The organism is Dolichospermum sp. UHCC 0315A, from assembly GCF_008121535.1.
Taxonomy (GTDB): Bacteria; Cyanobacteriota; Cyanobacteriia; order Cyanobacteriales; family Nostocaceae; genus Dolichospermum; species Dolichospermum lemmermannii.
Genome location: NZ_CP043056.1, coordinates 890,922 through 913,055 on the forward strand (window position 1 = coordinate 890,922; position 22,134 = coordinate 913,055).

The 22,134-nt window shown below is 39.6% G+C and carries 26 protein-coding genes and 2 tRNA genes; 13 read left to right on the plus strand and 15 right to left on the minus strand.

All coding sequences use genetic code 11. The features are described 5' to 3' along the window. Positions 1 to 54 precede the first annotated feature (54 nt). Together thiD and purT are read right to left on the minus strand one after the other, a co-directional pair. Positions 55 to 873 (minus strand): bifunctional hydroxymethylpyrimidine kinase/phosphomethylpyrimidine kinase, encoded by an 819-nt coding sequence (gene thiD / locus BMF77_RS04145; RefSeq protein WP_148760880.1) that lies wholly within the window; start codon positions 871 to 873, stop codon positions 55 to 57. Between the two features lie 30 nt (positions 874 to 903). Continuing rightward, positions 904 to 2,073: a formate-dependent phosphoribosylglycinamide formyltransferase gene (gene purT, locus BMF77_RS04150; RefSeq protein ID WP_148760882.1), complete on the minus strand. Its 1,170-nt coding sequence runs from the start codon at positions 2,071 to 2,073 to the stop codon at positions 904 to 906. A 138-nt stretch (positions 2,074 to 2,211) separates the two neighbouring features. Between purT and BMF77_RS04155 the strand changes: the two genes are divergently transcribed. The 3 genes from BMF77_RS04155 to BMF77_RS26500 all read left to right on the plus strand — a co-directional run bounded on the left by BMF77_RS04155 (position 2,212) and on the right by BMF77_RS26500 (position 3,677). Beyond that, on the plus strand, positions 2,212 to 2,688 hold the full coding sequence (locus BMF77_RS04155) for a hypothetical protein (protein ID WP_148760884.1): 477 nt from the start codon (positions 2,212 to 2,214) through the stop codon (positions 2,686 to 2,688). Between the two features lie 205 nt (positions 2,689 to 2,893). Further along, a complete protein-coding gene (locus BMF77_RS04160; RefSeq protein ID WP_148760886.1) occupies positions 2,894 to 3,505 on the plus strand; it encodes a GerMN domain-containing protein in 612 nt (203 codons plus the stop codon). Positions 3,506 to 3,509: 4 nt separating this feature from the next. Then, entirely contained in the window at positions 3,510 to 3,677 is a 168-nt protein-coding gene (locus BMF77_RS26500; protein ID WP_168204344.1) for a hypothetical protein, read from the plus strand. Here the strand turns inward: BMF77_RS26500 and accB are convergent. Both accB and efp read right to left on the minus strand, forming a co-directional pair. Next, positions 3,664 to 4,188, minus strand: a complete 525-nt coding sequence (accB, locus tag BMF77_RS04165) for an acetyl-CoA carboxylase biotin carboxyl carrier protein (RefSeq protein WP_148760888.1) — start codon at positions 4,186 to 4,188, stop codon at positions 3,664 to 3,666. The genes BMF77_RS26500 and accB overlap by 14 nt on opposite strands. A 173-nt stretch (positions 4,189 to 4,361) precedes the next feature. Then, entirely contained in the window at positions 4,362 to 4,919 is a 558-nt protein-coding gene (efp, locus tag BMF77_RS04170) for an elongation factor P (protein ID WP_015083621.1), read from the minus strand. Between efp and BMF77_RS28545 the strand changes: the two genes are divergently transcribed. Continuing rightward, entirely contained in the window at positions 4,918 to 5,043 is a 126-nt protein-coding gene (locus BMF77_RS28545) for a hypothetical protein (RefSeq protein WP_256370333.1), read from the plus strand. The two genes, efp and BMF77_RS28545, sit on opposite strands and share 2 nt — an antisense overlap. Positions 5,044 to 5,170: 127 nt before the next feature. After that, positions 5,171 to 6,277 carry a peptidylprolyl isomerase gene (locus BMF77_RS04175; RefSeq protein ID WP_148760890.1) on the plus strand — a complete coding sequence of 369 codons (1,107 nt, stop codon included), beginning with the start codon at positions 5,171 to 5,173 and terminating at the stop codon, positions 6,275 to 6,277. A 62-nt stretch (positions 6,278 to 6,339) separates the two neighbouring features. Here the strand turns inward: BMF77_RS04175 and BMF77_RS04180 are convergent. Next, positions 6,340 to 6,424 (minus strand) — tRNA-Ser (locus BMF77_RS04180). Between the two features lie 58 nt (positions 6,425 to 6,482). After that, complete coding sequence (locus BMF77_RS04185) at positions 6,483 to 7,412, minus strand: TIGR04168 family protein (protein ID WP_015083623.1); 930 nt, start codon at positions 7,410 to 7,412, stop codon at positions 6,483 to 6,485. A 667-nt stretch (positions 7,413 to 8,079) separates the two neighbouring features. On the opposite strand from BMF77_RS04185, the gene nadA reads away from it, so the two are divergent. After that, positions 8,080 to 9,045, plus strand: coding sequence for a quinolinate synthase NadA (nadA, locus tag BMF77_RS04190; RefSeq protein ID WP_148760892.1), 966 nt, complete (start codon positions 8,080 to 8,082; stop codon positions 9,043 to 9,045). 19 nt (positions 9,046 to 9,064) lie between these two features. Here nadA and BMF77_RS04195 read toward each other — a convergent pair whose 3' ends face one another. Continuing rightward, positions 9,065 to 9,955, minus strand: a complete 891-nt coding sequence (locus BMF77_RS04195; protein ID WP_148760894.1) for a hypothetical protein — start codon at positions 9,953 to 9,955, stop codon at positions 9,065 to 9,067. 1,115 nt (positions 9,956 to 11,070) lie between these two features. Here BMF77_RS04195 and BMF77_RS04200 point away from each other — a divergent pair. After that, positions 11,071 to 11,265, plus strand: coding sequence for a hypothetical protein (locus tag BMF77_RS04200; protein ID WP_015083627.1), 195 nt, complete (start codon positions 11,071 to 11,073; stop codon positions 11,263 to 11,265). A gap of 364 nt (positions 11,266 to 11,629) precedes the next feature. Here the strand turns inward: BMF77_RS04200 and BMF77_RS04205 are convergent, their stop codons facing one another. From BMF77_RS04205 to BMF77_RS04220, 4 genes are all read right to left on the minus strand, one after another. Further along, positions 11,630 to 12,355, minus strand: coding sequence for a cyclase family protein (locus BMF77_RS04205; RefSeq protein ID WP_148760896.1), 726 nt, complete (start codon positions 12,353 to 12,355; stop codon positions 11,630 to 11,632). 324 nt (positions 12,356 to 12,679) lie between these two features. Next, positions 12,680 to 13,699 carry an ABC transporter ATP-binding protein gene (locus BMF77_RS04210; RefSeq protein WP_148760898.1) on the minus strand — a complete coding sequence of 340 codons (1,020 nt, stop codon included), beginning with the start codon at positions 13,697 to 13,699 and terminating at the stop codon, positions 12,680 to 12,682. Positions 13,700 to 13,810: 111 nt separating this feature from the next. Beyond that, a complete protein-coding gene (locus tag BMF77_RS04215; RefSeq protein ID WP_148766792.1) occupies positions 13,811 to 14,596 on the minus strand; it encodes a Uma2 family endonuclease in 786 nt (261 codons plus the stop codon). A 130-nt stretch (positions 14,597 to 14,726) separates the two neighbouring features. After that, positions 14,727 to 15,920 (minus strand): DNA cytosine methyltransferase, encoded by a 1,194-nt coding sequence (locus tag BMF77_RS04220; RefSeq protein ID WP_148760900.1) that lies wholly within the window; start codon positions 15,918 to 15,920, stop codon positions 14,727 to 14,729. A gap of 409 nt (positions 15,921 to 16,329) precedes the next feature. On the opposite strand from BMF77_RS04220, the gene BMF77_RS04225 reads away from it, so the two are divergent. Together BMF77_RS04225 and BMF77_RS04230 are read left to right on the plus strand one after the other, a co-directional pair. Next, positions 16,330 to 16,533 (plus strand): hypothetical protein, encoded by a 204-nt coding sequence (locus BMF77_RS04225; protein WP_148760902.1) that lies wholly within the window; start codon positions 16,330 to 16,332, stop codon positions 16,531 to 16,533. Then, positions 16,530 to 16,760, plus strand: coding sequence for a type II toxin-antitoxin system RelE/ParE family toxin (locus BMF77_RS04230; RefSeq protein WP_148760904.1), 231 nt, complete (start codon positions 16,530 to 16,532; stop codon positions 16,758 to 16,760). The genes BMF77_RS04225 and BMF77_RS04230 overlap by 4 nt, the downstream gene beginning before the upstream one ends. 60 nt (positions 16,761 to 16,820) lie before the next feature. On the opposite strand, the gene BMF77_RS04235 is transcribed toward BMF77_RS04230, so the two are convergent. Continuing rightward, a complete protein-coding gene (locus BMF77_RS04235) occupies positions 16,821 to 17,435 on the minus strand; it encodes a chorismate lyase (RefSeq protein ID WP_148760906.1) in 615 nt (204 codons plus the stop codon). A 162-nt stretch (positions 17,436 to 17,597) separates the two neighbouring features. Next, positions 17,598 to 17,680 (minus strand) — tRNA-Leu (locus BMF77_RS04240). 281 nt (positions 17,681 to 17,961) lie between these two features. Between BMF77_RS04240 and accC the strand changes: the two genes are divergently transcribed. Further along, positions 17,962 to 19,308, plus strand: a complete 1,347-nt coding sequence (accC, locus tag BMF77_RS04245) for an acetyl-CoA carboxylase biotin carboxylase subunit (RefSeq protein WP_148760908.1) — start codon at positions 17,962 to 17,964, stop codon at positions 19,306 to 19,308. On the opposite strand, the gene BMF77_RS27665 is transcribed toward accC, so the two are convergent. Both BMF77_RS27665 and BMF77_RS04255 read right to left on the minus strand, forming a co-directional pair. Continuing rightward, the gene (locus BMF77_RS27665) at positions 19,238 to 19,699 is read right to left on the minus strand and encodes a hypothetical protein (RefSeq protein ID WP_246863062.1); all 462 of its coding nucleotides are present in this window, start codon (positions 19,697 to 19,699) and stop codon (positions 19,238 to 19,240) included. The two genes, accC and BMF77_RS27665, sit on opposite strands and share 71 nt — an antisense overlap. A 62-nt stretch (positions 19,700 to 19,761) precedes the next feature. Then, positions 19,762 to 20,049: a YggT family protein gene (locus tag BMF77_RS04255; RefSeq protein WP_015081411.1), complete on the minus strand. Its 288-nt coding sequence runs from the start codon at positions 20,047 to 20,049 to the stop codon at positions 19,762 to 19,764. Between the two features lie 252 nt (positions 20,050 to 20,301). On the opposite strand from BMF77_RS04255, the gene psbX reads away from it, so the two are divergent. From psbX to BMF77_RS04270, 3 genes are all read left to right on the plus strand, one after another. Further along, complete coding sequence (psbX, locus tag BMF77_RS04260; RefSeq protein WP_015081410.1) at positions 20,302 to 20,421, plus strand: photosystem II reaction center X protein; 120 nt, start codon at positions 20,302 to 20,304, stop codon at positions 20,419 to 20,421. 151 nt (positions 20,422 to 20,572) lie between these two features. After that, the gene (locus tag BMF77_RS04265) at positions 20,573 to 21,520 is read left to right on the plus strand and encodes a Ycf66 family protein (RefSeq protein WP_015081409.1); all 948 of its coding nucleotides are present in this window, start codon (positions 20,573 to 20,575) and stop codon (positions 21,518 to 21,520) included. A gap of 32 nt (positions 21,521 to 21,552) precedes the next feature. Beyond that, positions 21,553 to 22,113, plus strand: a complete 561-nt coding sequence (locus BMF77_RS04270; protein ID WP_148760910.1) for a TolB family protein — start codon at positions 21,553 to 21,555, stop codon at positions 22,111 to 22,113. Positions 22,114 to 22,134: the final 21 nt, after the last annotated feature.

Sequence of the window (22,134 nt, forward strand, 5' to 3'; positions counted from 1 at the left end):
TATCAGTATAGTAACTAATTATATGTGATTAATACGACCTTTTAAAAAATTGGTTTATTTGATCAATAATGGGAAAAAGTGGCCTACTGGTCCTTGTCCTTTGCCAATATCTAGAGAATAGGTAAGAGCATTTGTAACATATTCTTTTGCGGCTTGTACTGCTGTCCAGAGGTCTTTACCTAAAGCTAGGTTAGCAGCAATAGCCGCTGATAAAGTACAACCTGTGCCATGAGTATTTTTTGTCTCTACCTGTTTCGTTCTCAAAATCTGCAATTTTTCTCCATTAAACCAAACATCAACACCCCGCAAATTTCCAGACATTCCTCCACCCTTGACTAAAACAGCCTTTACTCCCAATTCCCTGTGCATAATTGCCGCTGCTGCTTGCATATCTACTAAAGAAGTAATTTCTAACCCGCTTAAAATCTGCGCTTCATAGCGATTTGGAGTAATAATAGATGCTAAGGGAATCAGAGTATTCCGTAAAGTTTGCACGGCATCATCATCAATTAATTGCGCTCCTGTGCGTGATACCATCACAGGATCAACTACTAAATTATTAATTTTATAAGCTGCTATTTGCTGGGCTACAGCCAAGATAATTTCTTGGTTAAGTAACATTCCCGTTTTTGCAGCTTGTACGCCAATGTCCTCTACAACCGCCTGAATTTGGGCGACAACAGCATCGGATGCGATCGCATCAACCCTGCTGACTCCTACAGTATTTTGGGCTGTAATGCAGGTAATAGCACTTGTTCCGTGGACGCAGTGAAAAGCAAAAGTCCGTAAATCGGTTTGAATTCCCGCACCCCCACCACTATCAGAACCGGCAATTGTTAAAGCAACAGGGACGAAAGTTTTGTTTGTTGTCATGATAGAGTTTCAATATTAAAAATAAATATATCAATTTATTTTCACCTGACTAGCTGCTTTTGTAGCCTTTTCTCTAGCTTCGGAAATATCCCCACCTTTTGCTAAAGCTACACCCATACGACGATAAGGATGAGCCGTAGGTTTACCAAATAACTTAATATCTACATCTTTTTCGGCTAAAGCTTCAGCTACACCAGTAAAAGTAATAGAATCAGACTTTTCGGAAGCTAAAATTACCGCACTTGCTGAAAATCCTAACTGTTCAATATGGGGAATTGGTAAACCTAAAATGGCTCGGAGATGTAATTCAAATTCATTCAAATTCTGAGAAATTAATGTCACCATTCCTGTATCATGAGGTCGAGGAGACAGTTCCGAAAAAATCACCTCATCTTTAGTAATGAAAAACTCAACACCAAAAATTCCCGCACCACCTAAAGCATCAGTAACTTTTTTGGCAATTTCTTGAGATGCTAAAATTTTATCTTCAGAAATAGCTGCGGGTTGCCAAGATTCTTGATAATCTCCTCTTTCTTGACGGTGGCCAATGGGATCACAAAAAATCGTGGGTGCGTTCCATTGTTTAATTGTCAGTAAAGTAATTTCAATTTCAAAATTAATGAATTCTTCAACAATTACCTTTTGGCTATCACCACGAGAATTAGAAATAGCATAATTCCAAGCTTTTGCGACTTCGCTGCTGTCATTAACTACAGATTGACCTTTTCCAGAAGATGACATCACAGGTTTTACAACATTAGGAAAACCAATTTCTTCGGAAATGATAATTAATTCTTCTAAAGTAACTGCATAACCATATTTAGCAGTTCTAATTCCTAATTCTTGATGTGCTAATTCTCTAATTCTGTCGCGGTTCATCGTGTAGTTAGTCGCCGCTGCTGTGGGAATAACTGTAATTCCTCTTTGCTCAAATTCTTGTAATTTTTCAGTTCTAATTGCTTCAATTTCAGGAATAATAAAATCGGGCTGATGTTTATTTACGACTGCTTCTAAATCATCAGCACTCAGCATAGAGATAACTTCTGCACAATCAGCCACCTGCATCGCCGGAGCATCGGCATATCTGTCCACAGCAATGATATAATTGCCTAAACGTTGAGCAGCAATTACAAATTCTTTTCCTAGTTCACCTGAACCAAGCAGCATTAATTTTTGGGGTAGTTTTAGTGCCTTAATCATGAATTAGATAATTTTTTATAGGTAGATGGGGTATATTCTACATTATTTTGCCTGTATTTTGATAAACAACTGTTCCTAAAGCAACTCCTTCCCCTCCTGCTCATACTCCTGAACTATTAACTACACTTAACTAAAATAATGACCGAAAATATTGATAACTCCACCCATTTAACACAAAAATGGTTAGCCGAAATTCAGTCTCTGACACAACAGATGACGAAATTTCAGCGTGAACGAGATGAAGCTTGGGAAAGTTCGCAAAAATGGCGACAACTTTATAATACCGAAGCAGAGCAACGACGTGCAGATACGAAAATGCACCAGGAAGCCATAGCATCTGTAAAAGCTGAAGAACAAAAATTTTTAGGTGTCAATACTGAAATAGGTACTGACAGCACCACAGCTATTCAGCAACAAATTGCCCAATTTAATTCTATAGAAGAGTTACAAACTCAATTATTAGAAGTTATTCAAGAACGTGATTGTTTATTACAAGCTTTGAAACTAGAGCAAGAAAATCACGCTCAAACCCGCAAAGGTCTGACCACAGCCTTAGGGGATGCTATTGATAGTCTGGCACGTTCCAGGGCAGATAGGAAGGATGCAGAGGTTTGATGAAAGTTTTTCCAGAAACCATAGGATTTAGATAAAGGGAAAGCTGACGGACTTGAAAAGATAACTCTACAATTGGAGTGAGAAGGGGGAGTGATTAACAATAGCAGTTTATATACAAATCAAAGCATCTATTTAAGATATAACCTTTATAAACAGGCTAATTATCTTACTACTATTTCCATTCTGAATCCAGTAGGTTTTATATATGAATAACCAACAAAGAACTAACGGTATTTCTGCCGGTGCGGTAGCAGCTATTTCCGCAGCCGTAATAGCAGTAAGCGGTGGTGTGGCTTGGTTTTCTGGACAGACTCCAGATACTCCCACACCTACCAATTCTTCACAAACTATTAAGCAGCCAGTCAAGCAATCAACAACCCAACAAGGTAATGAACAGACTGCTAGTATATATTGGCTCAGATCCCAGGAAAATCGGCTGGATTTAGTTCCCCAACCTGTTAAAGTTGCAGCTACCCAACCCAACCAAGTTTTAGAGGCAGCATTTAAAACCTTATTAGCAGGTCCAGGTGAAGGCACAGATTCTACTACTATTCCCCAGGGGACTCAACTATTGGGACTAAAAGCCGAAAACAATGATATTCATGTGAATTTATCCGCAAACTTTACCACTGGTGGAGGTAGCACTTCCATGATGGGGCGTGTGGGACAAGTTGTATATACTGCTACTAGTTTAAACCCTAAAGCCAAAGTATATATTCAAGTCAATGGGAAACCCTTAGAGGTTTTAGGGGGTGAAGGTGTGGAATTACAACAACCACTCACCCGCGAAAGTTTTCAGAAAAATTATCCGCTTTAGTCAGTTGTTAGTAGGGGCGAAGCATTTGGAAGATAAATTATCGGTCATTGCCAAAAATAGTTCTCCAAATGCTTCGCCCGTACAGCGAAGCATTTGGAAGATAAATTATCGGTCATTGCCAAAAATAGTTCTCCAAATGCTTCGCCCGTACAGTTGTCTTAATCAGGGTTAATTCTCATTAAAGGCTGACCATATTCTACGGGTTCGCCATTTTGAACTAAAATTTCCATTACCTGTCCAGAGACTTCGGCTTCAATTTCGTTCATCAACTTCATTGCTTCAATTATACAGACACTTTGACCAGCTTTAACGCGATCGCCTACTTCCACGAACGCTGCTTCTCCTGGGGCTGGGGAGCGGTAAAATGTCCCTACCATTGGTGATGGGACTTCAACCAATTTTTGATTAATTGGTGAAGAAGAATGAGGAGGTTGTGCTAATGAATTATCAACAACTTTATTGATTACACCCCCCTCAGAGATTGAACTTGGTAACGCTGTAGATAGCAACTGGGTTACACTGGCACTCCCTACAGCACTAACCGTTCCTTGGGCATTATTGCTAAAACTGACAGCTTTTCGGACTGTTAGCTCAAATTCATTATTTTTGAGAGTAACTTCCGCAATATCTGTTTGGGCAATAGTTACTAATAGCTGACGGATTTCATTAAAGTCTAATGTCACAATTATTTTACCTCCACCTAACTGTTAAATTAAAATTCTAATTAAGGCAGGGATTTAATCCCTCTATAAAAAAGGGATTGAAATCATTAGCACCAACTTGAGATTTTGGACTTCGCTCAGTTGAACGATTTTATGCCTGACTATTCCCAGTTGGTATCAAAAAAATAGGAAAATTATTCCCTGCCTAAATACTTATCTTCCCTAGTATCAATTTTTATGCGTTCCCCTTGGGCAATAAACAAAGGAACCATGATAGTTGCACCAGTTTCGAGAATTGCGGGTTTAGTACCACCTGTGGCAGTATCACCTTTAACACCAGGATCTGTTTGCACAATTTCCAAAACTACAGAATTAGGTAGTTCTACTTCTAGAACTTGTTCGCCCCAGCGAATCACGTTAACTTCCATACCTTCCTTTAGGTACTTGACGCGATCGCCAATTTGTGCTGAAGTTAATCTACCTTCCTCATAAGTTTCCATATCCATAAAGATAAACTCATCGCCTTCTTTATAGGTATGTTGCATCGTCACTTTTTCCAAAGTCGCTTGAGGAACGCTTTCCCCAGCCCGAAAAGTTTTTTCTAACTGTTTCCCAGTTTGAACACTTTTTAATGTTGTCCGTACGAAGGCAGAACCCTTGCCTGGCTTAACGTGAAGAAAATCTATCACGCGCCAAACCGAACCATCTAATACAATTGAAACACCAGGTCGAAAGTCGTTACTAGAGATCATGAAACTTTCAAATTTTGCAAGACAATCGGCATTTATTGTACCCTTCCCGCGCCATAAGTTGTTAGTTGTTAATTGTCAGTGGTCAGTTGTCAGGAAAGAAGCAACAGGTAATAGGCAAAATTAATATTTCTTCCCCTACTTCCCCTACTTCCCACTTCCCCTGCCTCTCTGCCCCCCAGTCCCGCAATATGGGAAGATAATCAATGAATTACTTCCAGTCAACACTTTGATGCTGAAGAAAGGGAAATTTCATGTTGAACTTATTTAAGTCCTGGGTGAAGAACAGCCTAAAGGTAATATTGCTATTAACAATATTTTTAGGCACAGGTACGGCTGGGTGGACTCCCACTAGTAACGCTGGACTACCAGCGGGAAACGCAATTACCGACGGGAAGGCTCTGTTACGCTATGCACTGCCGATAGATAATCAACCTGTACGTAAACTACAAGCTAGTTTAGAAGACATTTCTAACCAACTGCGGGCAAATAAACGATGGGGTGCAGTTAATAATGACCTCAAACAGGCATTGCGGATACTCGATAAACCTTCCCAAATATTAGCAAGCGTTCCGGAAGAACGCCAACCTCAAGCCCAAGCTTGGATGACTGAATTGAAATCTGGCATCATAGAACTGCAAGAACTTGTTAAAACTAAACAAAAAGAACCCATTCTTGATGGCAGAGCTAAATTACTGAATCTTGTTAGTTTGTTAGAAGAATCAATGGTGACGAAATTCCCCTTTGAAGTTCCGGCTGAATACAGTAACTTACCCCAACTCAAGGGACGAGCTACGATTGCTTTTAAAACCAATAAAGGCGATCTTACTGTAGTTGTAGATGGCTATAGCGCCCCTGTGACTGCTGGTAACTTTGTTGATTTGGTCCAACGAGGTTTTTATAATGGTTTAGAATTCACCCGTTCGGAAGAATCTTACTTTCTCCAAACTGGAGATCCTGTAGGTAAGGAAGCCGGTTTTATTGATCCTCAAACTGGCAAATACCGGGCTGTTCCCTTAGAAATTTTAGTCGCAGGTGAAAAAGAACCAACCTATGGCACTACTCTCGAAGAAGCTGGGCGTTATTTAGATATGCCGGTTTTACCTTTTTCTTCTTTTGGTGCTTTAGTGATGGCCCGTCCAGAAAATGAAGCTAATGGTGGTTCTTCCCAGATTTTCTTCTTTTTGTTTGAACCAGAACTTACTCCAGCGGGACGGAATCTTTTAGATGGTCGTTATGCTGTTTTTGGTTATCTGACTGAAGGTAGAGAGATCTTAGATAAACTTAAAGCTGGTGACAAAATTGAATCAGCAACCGTTGTTCAAGGCATAGAAAATTTACTTCAGCCTCAAGCAAGCTAATCAGAAATTAAAATCGAAATGTAGGGACGTTTAATCAAACGTCTCTATTTTCCCAAAAAAAACGGAGAGGGGGAGATTCGAACTCCCGGAAGCTTTCACTTCACCTGATTTCAAGTCAGGCGCAATCGACCACTCTGCCACCTCTCCAAATTATTTGCCAGGATTGTGGAATACAAAAACTGACAAATAACATTATAACCTATAATTACAAAATTTGCACTACTGAAACTGAAGAATCATAAAAAACTTCTTCAGCAGCAATTTGGAAGTCTTTACCCACCCAAACCAGAGCAGCTTTTGTTACTACACCCCCCTCCAAAGAAACTAGAGAAAAATTCCGTAATTTCACACCATCTTGCTGAATAATCCGGGGGACAGTGGCAGCATTTAAGTAAATAGTTCCTTCTGGACTTCTAAATACAGCCTTCCTTTGCAGCTTTTTAGTATGGCGCAGAGTTCGGTGCATATGACCAAAAGCGACTAAAGAAACAGTTTTCTTCAGGTTGAGACTTTGAGAAATTGCTTCCGCTAAATCAGGATCACCAAAATCACCGCCAATGGGATGCCAATCTTTGCCACAAGGGTCCTCAGCGCGATCGCCTAAACCACTCGGTCCATTGTGTCCTAGAAAAATAATATGATCACAAGTAACACTTTTTACTACTTTGACGATTTTATCTGCGGACTCCTCCAAACTAGAGACACCATACCGTTCTTGACACATTTGGGCAAATCTCCATTCCGGTCCTCCCCAGGTAAAAGGACGACCACCCACCACAGTTAAATTCCAAGCCGGAAAATCCAACTTACCATAACCGACTTGGGCAGATCCCAATAAATCTAATTGTTCCTGTACCCAGTCTTCCTTGGTGCGGTCATAAGGACATTTTTTGCGTCCCCATTCAGTGGCCGAGTACCAGGCATCGTGATTGCCCATTACCGCTGCTTTGGGAAGATCCAGGGAAGCGATCGCTTTTACCACTTCCACTGACTCATTCCCGAAATCTCCGACAAACAGCACTAAGTCCACACCCAGGTGCTTGAGTGCTATGCCGTCTTCCACTTCCCATTGGTCGTGAACATCGCCAATTACAGCAATTTTGATAGGTTTTGATGGAGTTTTCTGACTGGTCATGCCACTTTAAAAAGCCGTATATCTCCAGGATTTGACACTTTCATGGCTAAAGCCACTGAGATTTTGCGGACAGATTTAGATGAAGGGTTTAGCCCAATCCAATCTCGCTGCGACCGCCAAACGCCGCCTAGACGCTCAAAACAACTGCCAATCAAGGTGTCGAAATTGCGCTTACTTTTATTGTTTTCAGTGTTTTCAGAATCCATGACTAAGCCAAGACTCGGTACGCTCCACACCCTGCCATTACTCGCTCTTTCTTGTCAATACTGCCGTTAGGACTTGAACCTAACCGTTGTTTCATAGGAGCCGGGATTTCTCCGTACTAGGATGCTTGAACACATAGATGTTTTTTGTTCTTACTCACAATTTGATTCTAACATACCACAGGGATTAAAATCCCTCGTGTCGCTTATATCTCAGGGAGCCAAGCCGCGCTCGTTTTACGCTTACCGGATGCTCTTATAAAAAACCAATACGATTAAAATCGCCGGAGTCGCTTGCCTCTCAGAGCTAAAGCCGCGCTCGTTTGCCACTTACCGCGAGGTTTTATGAAACTCTACCGGATTTGGACATAAATTGCTAGGATCAATCCCTCACTATTTTTGGTAAAAACTACTATAATTAAATTCACAAGGTAATAATTTGTAATTAAAAGCAGTTTTTAATTGTGTTTACAACTACACTTACTCAACCGAAATCAGGGACTCTCCCATTAGATTTATTTGCTGCTATTGCGGATCTGAAAACAGAACTCAACGCCGTGATCTTAGCCCACTACTATCAAGATCCCGATATTCAAGATATTGCCGACTTTATCGGTGATTCCTTACAATTAGCTAGAGCAGCAGCCAATACGAAAGCAGATGTAATTGTCTTTGCTGGTGTTCACTTCATGGCCGAAACCGCCAAAATCCTCAACCCTGATAAATTGGTGTTGTTACCAGATATCAATGCAGGTTGTTCTTTAGCAGATAGTTGTCCTCCTCAAGAATTTGCGGAGTTCAAAGACGCACACCCAAATCATTTAGTTATTTCCTATATTAATTGCTCTGCCGAAATCAAGGCCATGAGCGATATTATCTGTACCAGTTCCAATGCTGTGAAAATTGTGCAGCAAATACCCCAAGAACAGCCGATTATTTTCGCCCCAGATCGGAACTTGGGACGGTATGTGATGGAACAAACCGGACGGGAAATGCTGTTATGGCAAGGTAGCTGTATTGTCCATGAGACTTTTTCGGAAAAGAAAATAGTCCAGTTAAAAATTACACATCCTCACGCGGAAGCGATCGCCCACCCCGAATGTGAAACCAGCGTATTGCGTCACGCCAGCTTTATTGGCTCTACAGCCGCCTTACTTAGTTATTGTCAAACCAGCCCTAGCCAGGAATTCATCGTGGCTACAGAGCCGGGAATCATTCACCAGATGCAAAAATTAGCACCTGACAAACACTTTATTCCCGCACCCCCGCAAAGTGATTGTAACTGTAACGAATGTCCATTTATGCGACTAAACACTTTAGAAAAACTGTATTTAGCCATGAAAAATCGCACCCCAGAAATTACCTTACCAGAAGAACTCCGCACAGCAGCACTAGGACCAATGCAACGGATGTTAGAAATGAGTGTGTAGTTGAAGTTAAAAATTTAACTTACGATTTACCCTTTTCCGCTGCCTTCTGGGCTGCTTCACTAAACTTTTTATACAACTTAGTTCTAATCCGTGCTTCTTGATAGCGGCTGTGACTAGGTGACACCTGACTCATTAAATCAGAAGCCCGTTGCCAATTAGCAGCTAATTCCAACCACTGAGTTGAAGTTATTGCTGTTTTACCAGCCGTAGTAGCTTGGTTAGCTAGTCGCACAGAGGCTACAAATGGATCATCAGATGGAATAGAAAAACTTTGGCTAGGAGGACGATTCAACAATTGTGGTGGACTTTGGTTTGCTGTTTGGGAAGATTGAGAACCTGTGAATGGTGAGAGATCTTTCAGCGGATTACCTGACCAAGAATCTAGCAGCCAAGCTAGTAAAATTACTGAAGATAAACCAGAAACCCCGATAACTAAAGTTTTGATCGAAATTTTCCCTTGATCTGGATTCTTAAGTAAAGATTGGGGTTTCGCTAAAATAGGTTTTCTTGATTTGGTATCAGCTTCAGTTAAATCTGGAATTAACCACTTAAACAAATTTGGTTGGGATACTGTAATTTCCTGTGACCATAATAATTGGTTATCAGTATCACGGTGAATTTCCTCTAACCACAGCAATTGTTCTTCTTTAACAATGCGACTATTGATGTTAACTCGGCGAATGTGACGTGGTGCAAGCGAGTCCAAAATTTGTTGAATTTTTGGCACTAAGGTAGATTGCTCCAGTTGCTCTACCGTAGCTGCTTCGCACAAAAGTTGTAAAACACCATTCACAAAAACTGCTCTAGTTCTGACACTAGACATAACTAGCCTTTCATTCAAGACTTGAATAATTGCCGCAACGCTACCCTGATGAGCTTGCCAAGCGATATCATTTATCCGATCTACCATTTGATATTTAGTGATAGCTCTTACACCCTGACCTGTGAAATAACATAACCCAAGTTGCTAGTTATCTAATTTTAGGCAGGGAAAAAGGTAATTGGTAACTACTTTTGCCTTTTTGCCTATTCTCTCTTCCCTTTTACCTCTTGCCTTTTTCCAACTAGCAATTTAAATATACATTCAATTTGCATATATCAATGTAAATTTGACCAACTCTATATTCTATTTGCTCAAGTGCAAATTGCCACACTTGATATCCTGCTAGGGATAAATGTAATCCATCTGTAGTTAATTCAGAATGCAAGTTACCATTAATATACGTAATTTAACTTATCGTTGTTTTGTTCCTTGTGCGTATTCACTACTTTTTCTGATGACAGCGTTAACTAAGTGAATTCAGGAAGATTTCGATTTCTGTCTATTTTGCTAGTTCACAATATTTAATATTATTAAGCAATACAACGCTATTAAATCCTATTAATCGTTAAAAATATTCTCCCGTCAGGATTAATCAACACTAAAATTTGGGATTATTGAATTTACACAGCTTGCTGTATAAGCTTTACAGCTTTTTGCATATTCCTTTGTAACATCATTTTTCAATGTCTTATCCCTTGATGAGCCACTAAATTTTGAGTCTCATACTTTTGGTAGATGACAATTATGAATGGTTTGTGATGTAAGTTGTAAGGAAAATTAATAAATAATTATATCAGCATCAATTTTTGTTCATAAAAAAATAGAAGTAAAACGCTAGAAAGTCTACTGGATAAGGTTAAAATAGCATATTATTTTTTTTCCATAAATATGTTTATTTATACCTACTTATGAAAATATTTTACTATTAACACAAATAAAAAATACGTAATTTTATTGCGTGATTGTAGTAACATGACTATGTGCAGCAAAGTAAGTAAGCTGTGAAATGCTTGCTACATAAGGGTTATGCTCGTAGTTTAAAAGTTAGATTTGCAGAATTATTGAGTCTGTTTGCTATTTATAGTCTGGATTAGACATATAAAGATTTATCGAAACCAAAGTAGATCAATTCCGGGGATGTAGAATAACCTTGCAAAAAGTGCTAAGATTTATCCGAAGTCTTTAATGTTTCCTTTTATAACGTGGCTAGAGCTAGTACAGCAATCGGTGTATCTCCCATCATTAAGGAGATTGTGCAAAAACAGGCACATTCAACTCGCTTAACTTTAAAAGAAGTTATTCTCATGGGAATGTTGGCAATTGATAAGTTAGATGACCAAAATTGTCAAGAATTGGCAGATCAAGTTCATCAAATGCAGGTTAATGGTGAAATCTAAAACTGCTGGCAAGAGTCTAAAATTCAAAGTCTCAAGCCTCTAGTTCTCAAGCTAAAGTTAGTTGCAAGGGTAGTTGTGTGATTTATCAAATTTCTACTCTTGACTAAAAAAATAGCAACTTCCCATTCAATAATTCTCAATCAGTTCAAAATCTAACTTGCAGTATTGCTAAAAATTAGTAATATAGCACTTCCCGGTGTTATGAGGTACATATCTAGCGGGCAAGATGCCCGCACTACAAGAGTTTCATGATTCAACTTTGTACCTCATAAGAGCGGAAACCGCTGTAAGTTGCATTATGTTAGAAACAATAAAGGGGATCTATTTTTAGATCCCCTTTATTTGTTCAGAAGTGCATAGAAATTTAAAATAATGCTATTATCCCAGCGGGAGAACCAGAACCTCCGCTCAACCTAAGAATCCCAATGATTAAGGTAGTACCTTGGGGTGGTAACTGATCTAAATTGGTGAGATTTTCGATCACAATTAGCGATCGCTCCAGCAGCAAACGATTAATAGTAAAATTGGTATCCTGCCCAGAATCTACACCGTGAGTATCAATGCCCACTCCGGTAATTTGCTTATGTGTAATTAAAAACTCAGTTACATCATAGCTAAAACCGGGAAAGTGCATTTTGCCATATTTATCTTGGTTAAAAAACGCTTTTTGATTTAACCATTTTTCTTGCCAACCAGTATATAGTATCACTAAACTACCTGGGGGAATTTCCCCAAATTCAGTTTCCCAAGTGTGGATATCGCTAATAGTCAAGACATAATCAGCATTCACTGCCGCTTGTTCGCAAATATTGATAACTATAGCAGGTAATATTAATGATGATGCTGGATATTGGTCAATACTTGCACCGTTTGGATAGAAACTATTGGGGGCATTAATATGAGTAGCGCTATGTTCTCCCAATGCAAAGCGTCCTAAGTAATAACCATCATCTTGAATTTTTGCAACACTGGTAAATTCTACGGAAGGATCACCAGTCCATGTGGGTATATTTGTATCAATTCGATGGCTGAGATGGATAACGCGAGAGTAACTAATATTACTTAATTGTTGGGGATTTTTGCTGGTCAAAGGATTTATTCCTAAGTTTAGGATATTTTAACAAATAATCCCCCAAGCCTTTTCACTTCAAGGTGGTTGGGGGGAGTTTTAATGTTGCAGCAAAAAGTGAATTTAATCTTAGTGAACAACAAAAAAGTTAAGTTTTGAATAAGGAAGAGTTAATTTTAGGCAAACTTTCTCAAATTCAGGACTATGACAAACCAGATGCCGATAACCTCACTTGCTTCAAAATTAGCATTTAGCTGTTTGGCTTTTTCGTCTAAATATGGAAGACAGAGCCTTCTGGAATTCATTCCCATACAGAGTATGGGAACGAGAAAATCCCTGTTCCCTCTATCTCATATTTTGCTTCTTTTCAGCTTTAGGATCACGATTGGCTACAGCGGCTAATTCAGCATCCATTAAGGTTTTCCCGGTGGCAGCTAGGTAGACATCATCTAAACTAGGACGAGATTGGGCGATGCCAAAAATTGGTAAACTGGCATTATTTAAAGCCTGTTGAATCGTGATTAAAACGTCATTTTGGGGGGTGACTACTAAATTTAGGGAGTTACCTTGGGCGCTGTTGATGATGATTTCTTGGACAAAAGGTAAAGCCGCTAAAAGATTTTTTGCGGTTTCGGCTTCTTCACTGGGGGAAAATTCGCGGATTCTTAAAGTGATGCGATCGCCACCTACCTGATCTTTTAACTGAGATGGTGTACCATTAGCAATAACCAAACCTCTATCTATAATTGCCAATCTATCAGCTAAAGCGTCCACTTCTTCTAAATAATGGCTGGTAATCACAACGGTAGTTCCCGCAGCCCGCAATTGACGCAGGAAATCCCAGACTATCACCCGGCTTTCAATATCTAAGCCTACGGTGGGTTCATCTAATACTAAAACATCCGGCGCGTGGAGTAAACCCGCAGCCAAATCTAGCCGCTTACGTAAACCACCGGAATAAGTGCCGGTTTTTTTATCTGCGTATTCTTGTAAACCCAGTAAATCCAAAATAGTGTTAATTCGCTGTTTAATCAGCGCACCGGGAAGATGATAAAGTGCGGCTTGTAATTGTAGTAACTCCCGGCCAGTGAGGACTTTATCTAAAGCTACTTCCTGGGCGACATAACCTAGCTTTTGTCGGGCTAATTTGGGGTGATCTAAGACCGAAATGCCGGAAACTTCAATTTTGCCAGCATCAGGGGTTGTCAGGGTACACAAAGCCCGGAGAGTGGTTGTTTTTCCAGCCCCATTGGGTCCTAGTAAACCAAATATTTCTCCAGGTTGGACTTGAAAGGAAACATCCTGAACTGCAACTACATTACCGTAGCTTTTTTTGAGATTTTCGATGAAAACGGCAGCAGCCATAACAGCTATAATCCTTAACTATACAATTCGCAACAATCTATCTTTATATTGTACAAGTTGGGGATCTTTGATCGCCCAACTTCTTGAAGAAGTCGGGGATGTCAATGGAAGTTAGTCGGAAATACCTGCATCTCGAAGGCGTTTTTCTAACTCTTCCAAGCGTTTTAAGGCAGATTCTTTTGCAAGTCGTTCTTGATTCGCTTCTTGTTGGGCAGTTTCCTTAGCAAGTCGTTCTTGTTCCTTAGCAAGTCGTTCTTGCTGCACTAACTCAGAACCCCAAAATAGCAAATTACCATCTTGATCCCACCAACGTAACCAGTAACCTTGACGGTTTTCGCGTTTTCCTTGCCAAACACCAATAAATAATTCCATTTCAGTTAACCAGTAACGGTTATTTTCATCTGGAGATCGTAATTTATAGTGTCCATTTTCATACAAGTGATATATTTCTAATTCACCGATATCTGGTTGAAAAATGATGTAGTTAGGAACTTGTAAAACTTGTTCATAATAAAACCATTTTCCGGGGGGATAAGTGTGTTTATTAGAATATTCACTACCATCGCTATCAGATAGAAATTCCATGACCACCGCAGGAATTTGTCCCTGTTTATGGGGGGTGTAACTGCGTTGAATTTGTTCTCTAGACACTGTAATTTGCGGCACGTAAGCCCAGTCAGGGGCTTTGATGACAAATTTACCATTTACGGTGGCACAGATGCCGTAATTGGTGGTAGCAAGAGCAGTTTCTGGAAGTTTGCCAGCGAGTTCTAGGCTTTCCGTGAGTGCTGCTGCTAGACTGGGTTGATTGACATTATCCACAGGTTCATCGTCTAAAACGAAGTCTTCGGGTAAGAGTTCCCAAGTGATTTTGGTGGTAGAAACGCTTACAACCATAGGAAACACAAATAAGGGATTAAATTCTAGTATAGCTTGTGATGGATATGACAATTATAAAATTCCTCCCATAGCTGGTAAAGAATTTGGGGATATGATTCATCTTGAATATGATCATAAATTGGCTGAGTTAGCTGCAAAGTAAATTCGCTAAAGAAAATAGAGAGAGTTGTTCAGTAACTTCTTTCCCTTTTGGTTGATTTCCCTGCATTGAATTAATCAGATATTCACCAAGTTCTTTCGCAAGTAACACCGGAACTGCATTACCAATTTGTTTATATTTAGAACTTATCGAACCATGAAAAATCCAATCATCAGGAAAAGTTTGAATTTTAGCAGACTCGCGCACAGTTAAAGGACGAAGTTCTACAGGGTGACACATATCTGTAGCTTTTTGTTGAGGACTGGTTGTGATAGTTGGTGAAGGTTTATCCCAAGATAGTCTTCTGTAAAAACCAACTTTTCCCCCACCAGAATTATAAGCACCTCCCATTGCTTCTCTTTGTAATTCTTCGGGTAAATTTCGCCAATTTTGACCTGCTTCTAATAATCTTAAAAACTTGAGCCGATTTTCTGAATAACTAATAAATTCTGGTGGAATATCCACAAAATCTGTTAACGCATCTTTCAAAGTTTTCCATTTTGGTAAAAATTTACCATCTTTACTATATTTAGCCAGAGGAAATGTAGCAGTTTCACCATCTCTAGAACCAATAAAAACTACACGGGATCTATTTTGGGGAACACCATAATCTGCTGCTTCTAAAAGGTTATAAACTACGTTATATCCTAATTCCTTCATTTCTGATAAAACGACTTTTAAAGCTGCACCATTCATTTCATCAAGTTCTAAAGCTGGGTAATCTTTTCCTCTTTGATTAATAGGACGATGACGCAAAGAAGCAGAAAGTAAACCTCTGACATTTTCCATTAAAAAAAATCGGGGTTGGACTTCTTTGACAATGCGGATAAAATCCATAAATAAACTCCCGCGTGGGTCCATAACTGAACCCCGTTTTCCTGCGGTACTAAATGGCTGACAAGGGGGACCACCCGTGACTAAATCTATTTCTCCTGGAAGTAAAGCACGACCTAAATTTAAAACTCTTCCGCCTTCTTCTAGTAATTCTTGGGAAGTAACTTTTTCTAATTCTCTGGGAATAGCACTTTCTTGGAGATAAGGTCTATTCAGAGCAATTGTTTTGACTGCATCTTTATCTTTTTCAACTACACTAACAGTATGAAATCCTGCTTGTTCTAGTCCTAAATCTAAGCCATAAGCACCTGTAAATAGGGAAATGCAAATAGGTTGATTATTGATCATGTTGGCACTATAATTTATTGAGATGATATATTATAGCCACAAATTCTCTAGCAGATGAATCAATATCTGAATATAAAATGAGAATGAGTCGAATATAGGAAAGAATTTTGGGGATACGAGTGATGGTAAAACTTAGAACAGCAGACAATACAGGAACTAAAAGGGCAAAAATGGTACTGAGGACAGGTAGGACTGTCTGAAGTATAAAAGGAAGAATTAGTGGCATAAAAGAGTAGTGAAGATAAAGTAATTAGTTTAGTGAATGCTAAAAACATTTTATCAAAGTTGAATTAACACTAAAGTAACCGTTATCGTAATTATCAGGAATAAAAGAACGACCCAAATTCAGCTTGATAAAAATATGCTACATTAAATGTAAATAGTAAAATACTAATCCTATATAAACAAAATGCAAACTAATCAATATCCATTCGCTCAAGAATTGATTACTGATATTGAAGGTAATATCAAAAAAGTAGTCATGGATTTTCACGACTATCTAAGGTTGCTAGAAGCTATAGAAGATGAAGGACTTATTCTAGCCATGAAAGAAGTAGAAAATGAGACACCATTACATTTAAATGAAGCTTTAGCGGAATTAGAAAAAGAGTGAATACCCAGTATCTACCAAGTTTTATCAAAGATTTAAAAGCGCTCAAAAGTACACCTTACTATGAGTCTATTAAGAAATTTGCTTTTGAAGAAATAATCGAAATATCAAATTTTGCAGAAATCACAAATATCAAAAAACTTCAGGGATATGATAATGCTTATCGGATTCGCATAGGTGATTATCGTCTTGGTATTATTTTTGATGGTGAAACATTAAAAGTCTATTAGTTTCCGCAACTGCTGTAGATGTAACCTTTCTCTGGTTTTGGGGATTAGTAATTGAGAGGATTAACTTTCATAATTCATAGCGCCTAAATATTTAGTTAAAAAAGGCGAAAAAACCTCATAAATCAAAGTTAGCGGTTGTCCATGATGCCAAAACAAATAATGGCGACCCCAAAAAGGTCCTTGTTCCTGAAAACCCGACTCTAACGCTTTTGAGTTACCATAATAAATACCTTGAACATCTCTATACAACTCAGTTCGTAACCGCGCTAAACTTGCCCAAATCGGCAAAGACTTGTTTTGTAAATACTCATCTACATGACTTGCTTCCCACCAAGAAGCAGCATAATATAACCGCTGACCGGAAGCAGTTCGCACCCAAACCTGTCGGCGCACTCTTGGACCTGGTAGCATCTGCATCATAGCTGGTGCATTATCAGTATTCATGCCAATTGCTGACATATCAATTACATCTACCTCCGTTGGTTCACCCGTCAGTAGTTGGACGTGTCGAGTCGGAGAACCATCACCCAAAAGCAATAATTGCCAAGTTGGTGCTAACTGACTGTGAGGTAAACCGCGTTTAATAGCTTCCTCCCCACCTTGCCAAATGGGAGTTAGACAATGCCAAGCACTCGGTAGGATTAGATCATTCGTGGGATTAAAAGTAGTAGTCAATGTTCTTTACAAAAGTTTATATATATTTCTATCAATAGCACAAAAACCAGGATCACTAAAGAAGCTGGCAAAGAATCAAAAATATGGATTTTTATTAAAAAATGTAAACCCGCTGCTATAATCATGTTTCTGACATAACAGCGGGTTATTTACATTCAAAAATGCGGATGGCGAGACTCGAACTCGCAAGGGCTATGCCCACACGCACCTCAAGCGTGCGCGTATACCAATTCCGCCACATCCGCGCGGTTTTGAACACAGATTAGAGTATAACATAAAAAAATCTCTCAAATACAATATTTTTCCAATATTTCCCAAATATTTTTTGAATGGGTATGAGACTAACAGAAATATAGTTACAGCACAAGTCATATTAAGAGGTCTAGCAAAGATGCCAGATAATCCAATAGTCTGCTAAGAATGAGGTTTGGGAATCTCCTGTCACGATTTGCAGTAATGCAACCGCTTTATGTCAACAGGATAGGAGAAAATGTCAATCTACTGGTACTGATATCGCAACTCGAAAATGAAATTTGATAAAATATTAATTGCCAATCGAGGAGAAATAGCCCTTCGCATTCTCCGTGCCTGTGAAGAAATGGGAATTGCCACAGTTGCTGTTCACTCCACTGTTGACAGAAACGCGCTGCACGTCCAACTTGCAGATGAAGCCGTTTGTATTGGTGAACCTGCCAGCAGTAAAAGTTATTTGAATATTCCCAATATTATTGCTGCGGCATTAACGCGCAATGCCGGTGCCATTCATCCTGGGTATGGTTTTTTATCAGAGAATGCCAGATTTGCTGAAATTTGTGCAGATCATCATATCGCTTTTATTGGACCTACACCCGAATCTATCAGGCTGATGGGGGATAAGTCCACCGCTAAAGAAACTATGCAAAAAGCTGGTGTTCCCACAGTTCCCGGTAGTGAAGGGTTAGTAGAATCAGAAGCAGAAGGATTAGCGATCGCTCAAAAAATTGGTTATCCTGTAATGGTTAAAGCTACCGCCGGTGGTGGTGGTAGAGGAATGCGGCTTGTCCGTTCCGAAGATGAATTTGTGAGACTATTCCTCGCGGCTCAAGGGGAAGCAGGAGCAGCTTTTGGTAATTCAGGCGTTTATATAGAAAAATTTATTGAACGTCCCCGGCACATTGAATTTCAGATTTTAGCGGATAATTACGGCAACGTGATCCATTTAGGTGAAAGAGATTGTTCAATTCAGCGTCGTAACCAAAAACTCCTAGAAGAAGCCCCTAGTCCGGCTCTTGATCCAGATTTACGGCAAAAAATGGGAAAAGCTGCCGTTAAAGCTGCCCAGTCTATTAACTACAGCGGTGCTGGAACTATCGAATTTCTTCTAGACAAATTCGGTAAATTCTATTTCATGGAAATGAATACCCGCATCCAAGTTGAGCATCCAGTTACAGAGATGATTACTGGTATAGATTTAGTAGTTGAACAAATTCGCATTGCTCAAGGGGAAAGACTAAAGCTGACACAAAAAGAAGTGGTTCTTCGAGGACATTCTATTGAATGTCGCATTAATGCCGAAGATCCAGATCATGATTTTCGCCCAGCCCCCGGTAAAATTACTGGTTATCTGCCACCTGGAGGACCAGGAGTGCGGATTGATTCCCACGTATACACGGATTACAACATTCCCCCTTATTACGACTCCCTGATTGGCAAATTAATTGTCTGGGGACCAGACCGAGCTACAGCAATTACCCGCATGAAACGCGCATTGAGAGAATGTGCCATTACTGGAGTCCCGACAACCATTCCCTTTCATCAAAAAATTATGGAAAACTCCCAATTTTTGCAGGGTAATATTTACACCAGTTTTGTTCAGGATATGAAAATGCTGTAATGGGTGATTGGTGATTGGTGATTGGTGATTGGTGATTGGTGATTGGTGATTGGTGATTGGTGATTGGTGATTGGTGATTGGTGATTGGTGATTGGTGATTGGTGATTGGTGATTGGTGATTGGTGATTGGTGATTGGTGATTGGTGATTGGTGATTGGTGATTGGTGATTGGTGATTGGTGATTGGTGATTGGTGATTGGTGATTGGTGATTGGTGATTGGTGATTGGTGATTGGTGATTGGTGATTGGTGATTGGTGATTGGTGATTGGTGATTGGTGATTGGTGATTGGTGATTGGTGATTGGTGATTGGTGATTGGTGATTGGTGATTGGTGATTGGTGATTGGTGATTGGTGATTGGTGATTGGTGATTGGTAAAATTCTTACCCATTACCCATTACCCATTACCCATTACCCATTACCCATTACCCATTACCCATTACCCATTACCCATTACCTATATAACATGGTCAGTAACCCTTGCTGACCTAGTAAAATTTCCCGAATAAAACTAAAAATCGCTACTAAGATAATCGGGGTAATATCTACACCACCAATAGGTTGTACTAACTTCCGCAACGGGATTAAGAAGGGTTCAGTCGGCCAAGCGATCAGACTAAAAGGTAAACGGTTGAGATGGAATTGGGGATACCAAGTCAGAATAATGCGGAAAATAAATAAAAACGTCATCACTCCCAAAAAGGGGCCAAGAATCCAAGTAGTCAAGTTAACACCAGTCATTTTGTTTAGCTAATATTTGTGAGAACATCCTCAACTTAGACCTAAGTTGAGAAATTTTAAGTTTTGTAACGCATTCTTTTTTAATTTTAACTAAATGGTGTCATTTTATTGTGAGAATAGAAAAACAAAGTTATTGACTTGGGATCATCAATCAAGTAGATACCAAGTTGGATAGATAATCCTGTTCTACTTTTCAAGAAAGTAATCCAGGATTAAAATGAGAATAAACTGTGTAAAAAAAGGTTGAGAACTATGACACCCTCTTTAGCAAATTTTCTTTGGAGTTTGGTTTTTGGGACTGCGATTGTCGTTATCCCTGCTACCATTGGTCTAATTTTCATTAGCCAAAAAGATAAAATCCAACGTTTTTAATTCCTAGGGACTGGGGACTGGGGAAGAATTGTCTTCTCCTTTCTCCTGGACTTCTGAACTCCAGTATTCTTCTTCTACAATATTATGACTGGTTAAAATAGTGATGGTAAGTGTAACTCGTTAATATAGATTTGATATTAGGAAAACGCCAATGGTTAATTTTGGGCTGAACTCAGCCAGTGTTTTAGCTCAGGTAAATTTTGGAGCGAACTCAGCCAGTATTCTGGGAATTTTCCTGGCTGTAGCTGGAGCAGCACTGTACTTTCTTAGGACTGTCCGGCCAGAACTGTCAAGAGATCAAGACATCTTTTTTGCAGCGGTTGGCTTATTATGCGGCTTTATTCTTGTCTTCCAAGGATGGCGACTTGATCCAATTTTACAATTTGGTCAGTTGCTTTTGGTAGGTTCTACGGTATTTTTTGCGGTTGAAAGTATTCGTCTGCGGAGTATCGCTACTCAACAAGCTAAACGCAATACTCCCATTGTGGACGATGAACGCGAGGTTAGCAGGAAATATTCCTATTCTGAGCGGCGCAATTATCAAGCTGAGATGGATGCAGATTTAGAACCGCTACCTTATGAAGAAGAGGAAGAAGCTCCTCAACGTCCGAGAATTCGCGGTAGTCGAGATGAACGTTCTTCCCGTGATGACTATTACGAAGATCAAGCTCCACGCAGTTCACCAAACCCACGGAACAGGGAAAGACCAGATTCAGGAGAAAGAAAGCGTCGTCCTAATTCTGGGCGTTCAGTCGGTCGTCCCAGCGAGAGTAATACAGATGAAAATTGGGGTTCTGCTCCCAGACAAGTTGATGATTGGGAAGGTGCAAATTCTCAAGATGAAGTAAGAAAACCACCACGTCGCAATAATAGCGGTAATAACAGTAATAGCGGTAATAATCGCCCCCAACGCCCAGAAAGCCGAGAGGATGATGTTGCTCCTACTCCTAGACCCAGAAAACGTCGTCCTCCCAGAGACTCAGTTCCGCCCAGAAGACAGGATGATGATGAGGCTATACCAACGGATTATGTACCATACAATCCCATTAATAAGCCCAATAATGAGCCGGATAATTCCGATTTTGATGACGATATTTAAAACATTTGGGGTGGACGACGGAAAACAGTAATGTGAAAACATTTACACCTAGCTTCTGGCTCCAACAGTCTATTTATTGGAGCCTAATTTTTGGACTGACAAGTTTACTAATATCTTGTGCTGCTGATAATATCCCCATGGGAGTAACTTCTCTGAATAGCCGATATACTGAAGAACAACCGGCAATGAGTGGTAATGGCCGTTTTTTGGCTTTTATTTCCAATCGTTCTCGTCGTCAGCAGTTGTTAGTATACGATTTAGAAAATCAAAGTTTTATTCCCACACCGGGCTTAAACCGACAATCTGTAATTGCGGAAAGTCCTAGTTTGAGTTATACAGGACGCTACATTTGTTATATTACCAGTGATCAAGGTAGACCAGTTGTAGCACTCTATGATCGGGCTTCGCAAAATTCACAAATTCTGACTCCCACCTTTCGTGGTTGGGTGAGAAATCCTACTATTAGTCCTGACGGGCGTTATGTTGCGTTTGAATCTGCTGGTCGTGGACAATGGGATATTGAAGTTCTCGATAGGGGTCCAACTATTGAGTTAGATATTCCTAATGGTGCAACAGTACCAATTAAAAATTAAAAATTAAAAATTAAAAAACTT

Coding starts and splice junctions, on each gene's coding strand:
- thiD (WP_148760880.1), bottom strand. CDS start 873: ATGACAACAAACAAAACTTTCGTCCCTGTTGCTTTAACAATTGCCGGT.
- purT (WP_148760882.1), bottom strand. CDS start 2,073: ATGATTAAGGCACTAAAACTACCCCAAAAATTAATGCTGCTTGGTTCA.
- BMF77_RS04155 (WP_148760884.1), top strand. CDS start 2,212: ATGACCGAAAATATTGATAACTCCACCCATTTAACACAAAAATGGTTA.
- BMF77_RS04160 (WP_148760886.1), top strand. CDS start 2,894: ATGAATAACCAACAAAGAACTAACGGTATTTCTGCCGGTGCGGTAGCA.
- BMF77_RS28545 (WP_256370333.1), top strand. CDS start 4,918: ATGAAACTTTCAAATTTTGCAAGACAATCGGCATTTATTGTACCCTTC.
- efp (WP_015083621.1), bottom strand. CDS start 4,919: ATGATCTCTAGTAACGACTTTCGACCTGGTGTTTCAATTGTATTAGAT.
- BMF77_RS04175 (WP_148760890.1), top strand. CDS start 5,171: ATGTTGAACTTATTTAAGTCCTGGGTGAAGAACAGCCTAAAGGTAATA.
- BMF77_RS04185 (WP_015083623.1), bottom strand. CDS start 7,412: ATGACCAGTCAGAAAACTCCATCAAAACCTATCAAAATTGCTGTAATT.
- BMF77_RS04195 (WP_148760894.1), bottom strand. CDS start 9,955: ATGGTAGATCGGATAAATGATATCGCTTGGCAAGCTCATCAGGGTAGC.
- BMF77_RS04210 (WP_148760898.1), bottom strand. CDS start 13,699: ATGGCTGCTGCCGTTTTCATCGAAAATCTCAAAAAAAGCTACGGTAAT.
- BMF77_RS04215 (WP_148766792.1), bottom strand. CDS start 14,596: ATGGTTGTAAGCGTTTCTACCACCAAAATCACTTGGGAACTCTTACCC.
- BMF77_RS04220 (WP_148760900.1), bottom strand. CDS start 15,920: ATGATCAATAATCAACCTATTTGCATTTCCCTATTTACAGGTGCTTAT.
- BMF77_RS04225 (WP_148760902.1), top strand. CDS start 16,330: ATGCAAACTAATCAATATCCATTCGCTCAAGAATTGATTACTGATATT.
- accC (WP_148760908.1), top strand. CDS start 17,962: ATGAAATTTGATAAAATATTAATTGCCAATCGAGGAGAAATAGCCCTT.
- BMF77_RS27665 (WP_246863062.1), bottom strand. CDS start 19,699: ATGGGTAAGAATTTTACCAATCACCAATCACCAATCACCAATCACCAA.
- BMF77_RS04255 (WP_015081411.1), bottom strand. CDS start 20,049: ATGACTGGTGTTAACTTGACTACTTGGATTCTTGGCCCCTTTTTGGGA.
- psbX (WP_015081410.1), top strand. CDS start 20,302: ATGACACCCTCTTTAGCAAATTTTCTTTGGAGTTTGGTTTTTGGGACT.
- BMF77_RS04265 (WP_015081409.1), top strand. CDS start 20,573: ATGGTTAATTTTGGGCTGAACTCAGCCAGTGTTTTAGCTCAGGTAAAT.